Annotated in this window: 9 protein-coding genes; 5 read left to right on the top strand and 4 right to left on the bottom strand. The window is 73.8% G+C overall.

All coding sequences use genetic code 11. The features are described 5' to 3' along the window. The coding region (locus tag VGR37_22860; protein HEV2150258.1) for a hypothetical protein at positions 1 to 594 on the bottom strand (594 nt) is incomplete at its 3' end. A 189-nt stretch (positions 595 to 783) separates the two neighbouring features. On the opposite strand from VGR37_22860, the gene VGR37_22855 reads away from it, so the two are divergent. From VGR37_22855 to VGR37_22840, 4 genes are read left to right on the top strand one after another with little or no spacing between them, the layout of a single operon-like run. Further along, positions 784 to 1,065 carry a hypothetical protein gene (locus VGR37_22855; GenBank protein ID HEV2150257.1) on the top strand — a complete coding sequence of 94 codons (282 nt, stop codon included), beginning with the start codon at positions 784 to 786 and terminating at the stop codon, positions 1,063 to 1,065. Then, on the top strand, positions 1,038 to 1,607 hold the full coding sequence (locus VGR37_22850; GenBank protein HEV2150256.1) for a mismatch-specific DNA-glycosylase: 570 nt from the start codon (positions 1,038 to 1,040) through the stop codon (positions 1,605 to 1,607). Before VGR37_22855 ends, VGR37_22850 begins: the two co-directional genes overlap by 28 nt. Before the next feature lie 13 nt (positions 1,608 to 1,620). Beyond that, entirely contained in the window at positions 1,621 to 2,766 is a 1,146-nt protein-coding gene (locus VGR37_22845; protein HEV2150255.1) for an aminomethyltransferase family protein, read from the top strand. Beyond that, positions 2,756 to 3,346: a DUF1802 family protein gene (locus VGR37_22840; GenBank protein HEV2150254.1), complete on the top strand. Its 591-nt coding sequence runs from the start codon at positions 2,756 to 2,758 to the stop codon at positions 3,344 to 3,346. Before VGR37_22845 ends, VGR37_22840 begins: the two co-directional genes overlap by 11 nt. Before the next feature lie 385 nt (positions 3,347 to 3,731). Here the strand turns inward: VGR37_22840 and VGR37_22835 are convergent, their stop codons facing one another. Continuing rightward, positions 3,732 to 4,703 (bottom strand): calcium/sodium antiporter, encoded by a 972-nt coding sequence (locus VGR37_22835; protein ID HEV2150253.1) that lies wholly within the window; start codon positions 4,701 to 4,703, stop codon positions 3,732 to 3,734. Positions 4,704 to 4,785: 82 nt separating this feature from the next. Beyond that, positions 4,786 to 5,430 (bottom strand): hypothetical protein, encoded by a 645-nt coding sequence (locus tag VGR37_22830; protein HEV2150252.1) that lies wholly within the window; start codon positions 5,428 to 5,430, stop codon positions 4,786 to 4,788. A 556-nt stretch (positions 5,431 to 5,986) separates the two neighbouring features. On the opposite strand from VGR37_22830, the gene VGR37_22825 reads away from it, so the two are divergent. Continuing rightward, on the top strand, positions 5,987 to 6,727 hold the full coding sequence (locus VGR37_22825) for an SIMPL domain-containing protein (GenBank protein HEV2150251.1): 741 nt from the start codon (positions 5,987 to 5,989) through the stop codon (positions 6,725 to 6,727). A 33-nt stretch (positions 6,728 to 6,760) separates the two neighbouring features. Here VGR37_22825 and VGR37_22820 read toward each other — a convergent pair whose 3' ends face one another. Continuing rightward, positions 6,761 to 7,735, bottom strand: coding sequence for a hypothetical protein (locus VGR37_22820; GenBank protein ID HEV2150250.1), 975 nt, complete (start codon positions 7,733 to 7,735; stop codon positions 6,761 to 6,763). Between the last annotated feature and the right edge of the window lie 126 nt (positions 7,736 to 7,861).

Genomic DNA, 7,861 nt, shown 5'->3' with positions numbered 1-7,861 from the left:
GTCCAGGCGGGGGAGGAACTGCTCGGCCAGCCGCGCCAGCACGCGCTGGTACACGGAGGCGGCGCGGCCTGCGGGGACCTCCAGCTGGGCGATGTACAGCGACACGGCCTGGGTGGGGGGCGCGTGCTCCTCCAGGACGTCCACGAAGTGCAGGGCGTGCTTGAAGTGCGTCCGGATCAGCGCCTCCCAGGTGCGCGCCGCGAACAGCTCCATCCACAGGTCTTCTTCCGCGCTGCGGCGGATCTGGCGGCGGATGAAGCGGAGCGCGCCCACGGGGGTGGCGTAGCGCCAGTCGAAGCCCCAGCCGCGGGGCCGCTCGCGCGCCAGCTCGGAGCCGGTGTGGGGGTCGCTCAGGTCGGAGAGGGCGCGGGTCCGGACGATCTCCTCCTCGTCGCCGCTCAGCTCCATGATCTCGACGTAGCGGTCGATGGCTTCGTCGAAGGGCATCCGCGGGGCGAGGATGGCGACCAGCTCCAGCGCCTGCGCCGCGTGGGCCTCGGCGACGGCCTCGCGGGCGCGGGCCTCGGCCAGCTCCAGGCGGCGCCGGACCTCGGCGGGGAGCCGCTGCAGCCAGAGCGGGTTGGGTGAGGGCATGCTCGGGTGCCGGTTCGGGAACGGCCGGCCGGAGCGATTTGCCCTGCTCCGCGCGGCCCGTTTATCTTTGTCGCGAGGGGTCCTGCGGACCCGCGGCGGATGGAAAGATGTGGGGGCCGGGCCGCGGAGACAACTCCCCTGCCGCGGCCTCCGGCGGGACTGACGATCACCCCGGGGAAGGACGTTCACATGGCCCTGTCGCGGAGCTCTTCCTGGAAGGAGCACCGGCTCGCGAACCGCCTGGAGTGCGACGGCACGGAGTACTCGGTGGACCTGGTCGCCCGCAAGGCGACGGGAGTGGAGGGATGGAAGGTGACGGTGGTGTTCCTCCCGCGCGAGCAGGGGGACGAGGTGAAGGTGGAGCTGCCGAACGCCGGCTCCACGGCGGAGGTGCGCCGCCTGGTGACGGAGCTGGAGGGCGCGGAGGAGCGCCTCCGGGAGATGTGCCGCGGGGCGGGGGCGGCGTCCTGACGGAGTACCTTTTCGAGGGGGAGCGGGTCCGCACGCTCCCGGACCTGCTGGCGCCCGGGCTGCGGCTGCTCTTCGTGGGGTTCAACCCCAGCGTGCGGGCGGCGCGGCTCGGGCGCTACTACGCCGGCCGCAACAACCGCTTCTGGGACCTGCTGGCGGCTTCGGGGCTGACGCCGGAGCGCTGGAGCTTCGAGCGCGACCGGGAGCTGCTGGAGCTGGGGATCGGGGTGACGGACCTGGTGAAGCGCCCCACCCGGAGCGCGGCGGAGGTGACGGCCGAGGAGTTCCGCCGGGGCGCGGAGCGCTTCCGCGGGCTCGTGCGGGAGCTGCGGCCCCGGGTGGTGTGCTACAACGGCAAGGGGGTGTACCTCCGCGCCGCGGGGGTGCAGGCCGCCCCGTGGGGCCGGCAGGAGCGCTCGCTGGTGGAGGGGACCGTGGACTTCGTGGCGCCCAGCCCCAGCGGCCTGGCCCGGATCCGCTTCGCGGAGAAGGCGCGCTGGTTCACGGAGCTGCGGGCCGTGGTGGATTCCATGGAGGCGTGAGCGAGTGGAGACGATGAGCGAGACGAGCGCGGCGGCGGACTCCCCCCTCCGGGAGGCGGAGGAGGCCCTGGGAGCGGCGTTCACGGAGGTGGCGGGGCGGCGCCTTCCGCGCCACTTCGGCGACGAGGCCGCGGAGTACCGCGCGGTGCGCGAGGCCGCCGGCGTCGCCGACCGGGCCGACCGGGCGCAGCTCCGCCTCTGGGGCCGCGACCCGGTGAAGATGGTGCAGGGGCTGCTCACCAACGACCTGGCCGGGGCGCCGCCGGGGCGCGCCGTGTACGCGGCGATGCTGACGCCCAAGGGGCGGACGATCGGCGAGCTGCGCGCCTTCCGGCTGGAGCGCCCGGGTGGAACGGAGGTGCTCCTGGACCTTCCGCGCGAGGCGCTGGAGGGGACGCGGGAGCACCTGAAGAAGTTCGTCCCGCCCATGTTCGCGCGGTGGGCCGACGTCTCGGAGGAGGTGGGCGCGCTGGGGGTGTACGGCCCCCGCTCGCGCGAGCTGCTGGGACGGGTGCTGGGCACGGAGATCCCGGCGCTGGAGGAGGACGCCTTCACCGAGGCGACGCTCGGGGAGGAGAGGGTGCTGGCGGTGGGGACGCGCTTCGCGGGGGGCGAGGAGGGGTACGACCTGATCGCCCCGGCGGCGGCGCTCCCCGGGCTCTGGCGCGCCCTGCTGGAGGAGGGCGCGCCGCTGGGCGCGCGGCCGGTGGGGCACGGCGCGCTGGAGACGCTGCGGGTGGAGGCGGGGGTGCCGCGCTACGGCGCGGAGCTGTCGGAGGAGGTGATCCCGACGGAGGCGTTCGAGGCGATCGGGATGATGCCGCGGGCGGTCTCCTTCACCAAGGGGTGCTACACGGGGCAGGAGGTGATCGTCCGCATCGCGCACCGCGGCCACGTGAACCGCCACCTGCGCGGGCTGCGCCTGGGCGACGGGGCCGCCCCGCCGCCGGGGACGCCGCTCTTCCACCCGGAGACGGGGAAGCCCGCGGGGCGGATCACCAGCGTGGCGTTCTCGCCCCTCATGGGCGAGACCGTGGCGCTGGGCTTCGTGCGGCGCGAGCTGGAGCCGGGCGACGCGGTGCGCGTGGGCGCCGCGGACGGCACGCGGGCGGAGGTGGCCGCGCTCCCCTTCGCGAAGGAGGCGGCGGATGCTGGCTGAGAACCGCTCGGCGCTGAAGGAGTGGGGCGCCACGGAGCGCGCGCTGGCGGAGGGCCGGACGACGCTGCTGGTGCGCAAGGGCGGGATCCACGAGCGGCGGCAGGGCTTCGAGGTGGAGCACCGGGAGTTCTGGCTCTTCCCCACCCTGTACCACCAGAACCCGGACGAGCTGCGCCCCGACTTCCGCCCGTACCTGGAGGCGGCGGAGGCGCTCCCGCACGACGTGAACCGGGTACGGATCACGCACTACGCCGTGGTCGAGGACGCCCTGCGCGTGGAGAGCCTGGAGGCGCTGCACCGCCTGGAGGGGCTGCACCCGCTCACGCCGGCGACGGTGGAGTCGCGCTTCGCCTACCGCAACAAGCCCTACCTGCACGTGCTGGTGCTGCGTGCCTACCGGCTCCCGGAGCCCGTGGTGATCCCCAACACGCTCGATTACGAGGGGTGCGTGTCCTGGGTGGAGCTGGACGACCCACTCCCTACGGCCGGCGCGCGGCCGGTGCTGACCGACGAGGAATTCGCTGCCCGGCGCGCGGAGGTGTGGGCGCGGCTGGGCGAGCAGGGGGTGGTGCGGCTGTAACAGCACCCGAGGGCGGCTCGGTCGCGAGGGGTCGGCGGGGGGAGGCTCCTCCGGAGGTGCGAAACTCGCCCGGCCGGCGGGGCGAGACGGAATTGCCGCGCGGGCTCAAACAAACGCACCTCCTGCGGAGCCTCCCCCCACCTCCCGAGCACCCTCTCCGGCTTCCTCGCAGCAGGCGCCCCACCGGGAGATCCCGGTGGGGCGCCGTTTTGTCGTTCCGCAGTACCCGTACGATGCTGTGCGGAGGGAGACTCGCCGGCGGTTTGGCGAGGCTCACTCCGGCGAGGGGAGACTCACGGCAGTATCGTGAGGCTCCCGGAGCCCGCGGAGGAGACCCGGGGGCAGTTTCCCGGGGCTCCGGAGCGGCCCGCCACGACGGAATCAATCAGCCGAGCGTGCGCACCAGGAGCACGCTCGTGAACGCGGCGTAGAAGACGAGGAGGAACGCCCCCTCCGGGCGGCGCAGGGGGCGGCGCGCGTAGGCGAGGAGCGGGAAGGCGATACTGATGGCGAGCATCACCGGCACCTCGAAGTCGAAGATAGCGACGTCCACGACGATGGGCCGGGCCAGCGAGGCGGTGCCCAGGATGATGAGGCTGTTGAAGACGTTGGAGCCGATGGCGTTCCCCAGCGCGATGTCGGCCTCCTTCTTGAGCGCGGCGACCACGGAGGTGGCGAGCTCGGGGAGCGAGGTCCCCACCGCAACCACGGTGAGCCCCACCACCACGTCGGACACGCCCGCCGCCCGCGCGAAGAAGACCGCGGCCTCCACCAGGAGGTGCGCGCCCACCGCCAGCACCGCCAGCCCCACCACCAGGAGACCCGTGTCGCGCAGCCGGGTGGAAGCCTCGGAGCCGTGGCCCTGCAGCTCCTTGAACTCGGCGTACTCCGCCAGGACCTCTTCGGGCTCGTGGCGGGCGGAGCGGATCACGAAGGCGAGGTAGCCGGCGAAGGCCACGGCGAGGAGCGCCCCGTCCACGCGGGAGAGCGCTCCGTCCCACGCCAGGATCGGGAGGGTGAGCGCGGCGGCCACCATCACCGGCGCTTCGCGGAAGATCAGGCGCATCTGCACCTGCAGCGGCATCAGCAGGGCGGCGACGCCGATGATCAGGGCCAGGTTGAGAATGTTGGACCCCACCACGTTCCCCACCGCCACGCCGCCGTCGCCGCGGATGGCGGCCAGGGTGCTCACCACCAGCTCGGGGGCGGAGGTGCCCAGGGCCACGACGGTGAGCCCCACCACCAGGGCGCTCACCCCGAAGGAGCACGCCAGGCGCGAGGAGCCGCGCACCAGCCATTCGGCACCGAAGTACAGGCCTGCCGCGCCGACAATGAAGAGGATCGCCTGGAGGAGCATCAGCTCGACGTGGGTGTGGTCCGGGGGAGGCCCGCCGGGGTGGCGGCCTCTGCGTTCGGCGCGGCGCTCACCGCGTCAGGCCTCACGGGATCCCCGTCACTTTGTGGGTCTGCACGGACAGGCGCCAGGGGGGGCCCAGCTCCATCACGGCGCGCACGGTGGCGGCGTAGTTCGGCCCGCCCTGCTCGGGGAGGTCGATGGGCTGGAGGAAGTAGTGCTGGAAGCGGGTCCCCCCGGCCAGGCGGCGGATGGCGTCCAGGTCCGGGGCGGGGCCGGGGGCGGCCCCCCCGGTGAAGAGCACCTTCAGCTCGTCGCCCTCCTTCTGGGCGAACTCGGCCTGCTTGGGGGAGACGGTGAGCCAGTCCACCAGGGAGCGGTCCACGGGACGGGAGCCGTTGGACTCCATGGAGATCCGGTAGCCGCGGGCGCGGAGCGCGTCGGCGAGCGGGCGGTCGAGCTGGAGGCTGGGCTCGCCGCCGGTGGCGACCAGGAGGAGCCCCGGGCGCTCGGCGCCGAAGCCGGCCTCGGCGGCCTGGCGCACCAGTTCCAGCGTGCCGTCGAGCTCCAGGGTGTGCGCGGCCTTCACCCAGTCGGTGTCGCACCAGGGGCACACTTCGTAGCCCAGGTTGCACCCGGCGAAGCGGAGGAACACGGCGGGGCTCCCCGCCTGCGCACCCTCCCCCTGCAGGGTGGAAAAAACTTCCTTGATGGCGTATTTCCTGGGCATGAACGGCTCGGGACGGACGCTGGCTCGGGACAAGGAGCGTCGTATACACCGCCCCTCCCGGCTTGCTCCCCGCCGACACCGCCTTGACAAACCGGCCCCTGTTGCTCCTGGGGCACGCGCGTCCCAAAGTGTGTCACGCGCTCCCCAGGCGGGCACGGGGCGGCACGGGGATGTTTACGCACAAGTGATTGCCGCCAAAGTACTTATGTTTTTGCGACCGATTGGCCCTGCCTTTGCTTAGTCTACCCGCGAACGGATGCCACACCGAAGCCCGGATGGTCGACCCCTCCACGGGGAAGGCCCGGTGCCCAGAGGTGAGGTCTTCGGGGGGGGACAGCGACCCAGCAGCAACAGCCCCAGGTTTCCATCCTGAACCCGCAGGTAGATTTCCGCCGGACCGCCCACCCAATTCGGACGCTGCCCGCCCCCCCACCCGGAGGGACCCGCCGCCAGGCGGGTCCCTCTTCCTTTTTTCGGAGGTCGGCTGCAACCTGGCGGGGGGCGCGGCGTACAAGGGGTGGCCGAGCGGCACCGGACCACCCCAACCACGACGACCATGAGACTCGGACCCATGCACATCTTCTCGCTGGCCCTGGCGATGCTCGCCGCCCCCGCGGTGCTGCGCGCACAGCAGCCGCGCCCCACCGACGCGGGACCCCGGACCATCCGTGTGGTCGGCACCGGGCAGGCGCAGGCCGCGCCGGACGAGGCGTTCCTGGACTACGGGGTGGAGACCACGGCGCCCACGGCGCAGGCGGCGGCGCAGCAGAATGCGCAGGTGATGGAGCGGGTGGTCCGCGCGCTGACCTCGGCGGGCGTGCCGCGGCGCGACATCACGACCCGCAACTTCTCGGTCTTCCCGGACTACGGGCCGCCGCGCCCCGGGGAGAACGAGCCGACGCAGCGCGGCTACCGGGTGACCAACATGGTGTCGGTGCGGACGGAGCGGATCGCGCAGGTGGGGAGCCTGATCGACGCGGCGCTCGCGGCCGGGGCCAACCGGGTGCACGGGATGCGCTTCGGGCTGAAGAACGCGGAGGCGGTGCGGGCGGAGGCGATCCGCAACGCGGTGGCGAAGGCGCGCACGGACGCGGCGGCGATCGCGGCCGCGCTGGGGGTGCGGCTGGGCTCGGTGCTGGACGCGAGCACGGCGGGCGGGGCGCCGCCGGTGTTCGCCCGGATGGAGGCGATGCAGGCGCGCGGCCTTGCGGACGGGGGGGGAGCCCCGACCCCGATCGAGGCGGGGGAGCAGACGGTCACCGCCATGGTGACGCTGGTCTACGCGATCGACGGCTGACCTCGGGGCCGGCGCGCCCCGGCGCGGGGAGGCCTACTCGTCCAGGCAGGGGAAGACGGTCTGGCCGCCCCGCACCTCCACAACCAGCCGCCGCGGGACGATGGAGCCGAAGACGCCCACGCCGTCGCCGACGACGCTGGGGATGCGGACGCTCCCGGAGGGGTTGAACTGGCCGCCGCGCACGCCGTTGACGAAGTTCCGGTCGGCGGCGACGACGACGAGCTGCACCTGCACGCCCTCGGGGAACCCGCCCTGGATGGCGCGGAGCAGCTCCTGGTCGATGGTGAAGCGGTCGAACACCCCGATCTCGCCGGGGACCATCACCGTGGTGTCGGACTCGGAGACGGAGACGCCGATGAGGCGGAGCGGATCGGGGACGTTCCCGAGGGTGCCGCCCAGGACGCGCCGCAGCCCGTACACCTCCATCTCGGTGAGGTAGGCCCAGGCGCCCCGCGAGGTGGACCAGGTGAGGGGGAGCGGCGTGCCCGGGGGAAGGAAGCACCGGCGGTCGCCCGTCGCGGCGTCGCGCAGGGCGCGGGGGAGCCCGCGGAGGTCGAAGTCGCCGGGAACGGTGGTCACGCCGCGCACACGCTCGCCGCGGGTGGTCTCCACCAGCAGCTCGTAGCGCCGGCCGGGGACGACCCAGCTCCCCTCCAGGCCCCCGGGCGCTTCGTAGCAGGTGGCCTCCACCCGGAGGGTGTCCTGGCCGCGGAGGAGCCGGCCGATCCCGGGGAAGCAGTCTTCGCGCGGGGTCTGCTCGAAGACGATCTCCTCCCCGCTCTCCGTGCGCACCCGCACGCGCGCCCGGGTCTCGCCGGGAATGGTGCGCCCCTGCAGGGTGCGGTGCAGGAGGACGTTCTGGAAGGGGCGGTCGGTGCGGAGTACGGCCTCCACCACCAGCACGTCGCCCGGCTCGGCGGTGGTCACCTCGGCCAGCTCGCACCCGGAGGCGGCGAGGGCGGAGGCCCCGAGGAGCAGGGCGGTGAGGGCTCGTCGCGACGGGCGCATCGGCGGGGAGGTGTGGGCGACCGGCGTGGCTCCGGGGGCGTCCCGGGCCGCCGGTGATACGCGCGGCGGCCCGGGAAGGTCCCCGGAGCGCGGGGCGAATGCAGGAGGGCCACCCGGCGCGCCGGG

This window comes from Longimicrobiaceae bacterium (assembly GCA_035936415.1).
Classification (GTDB): Bacteria; Gemmatimonadota; Gemmatimonadetes; order Longimicrobiales; family Longimicrobiaceae; genus JAFAYN01.
This window is presented reverse-complemented; position numbering and strand designations above follow the sequence as displayed.

Bases quoted from the DNA above. Each gene is read 5' to 3' on its own strand.
- VGR37_22840 (HEV2150254.1), top strand. From the start codon at position 2,756: ATGCTGGCTGAGAACCGCTCGGCGCTGAAGGAGTGGGGCGCCACGGAG.
- VGR37_22845 (HEV2150255.1), top strand. From the start codon at position 1,621: ATGAGCGAGACGAGCGCGGCGGCGGACTCCCCCCTCCGGGAGGCGGAG.
- VGR37_22820 (HEV2150250.1), bottom strand. From the start codon at position 7,735: ATGCGCCCGTCGCGACGAGCCCTCACCGCCCTGCTCCTCGGGGCCTCC.
- VGR37_22825 (HEV2150251.1), top strand. From the start codon at position 5,987: ATGAGACTCGGACCCATGCACATCTTCTCGCTGGCCCTGGCGATGCTC.
- VGR37_22835 (HEV2150253.1), bottom strand. From the start codon at position 4,703: ATGCTCCTCCAGGCGATCCTCTTCATTGTCGGCGCGGCAGGCCTGTAC.
- VGR37_22830 (HEV2150252.1), bottom strand. From the start codon at position 5,430: ATGCCCAGGAAATACGCCATCAAGGAAGTTTTTTCCACCCTGCAGGGG.
- VGR37_22855 (HEV2150257.1), top strand. From the start codon at position 784: ATGGCCCTGTCGCGGAGCTCTTCCTGGAAGGAGCACCGGCTCGCGAAC.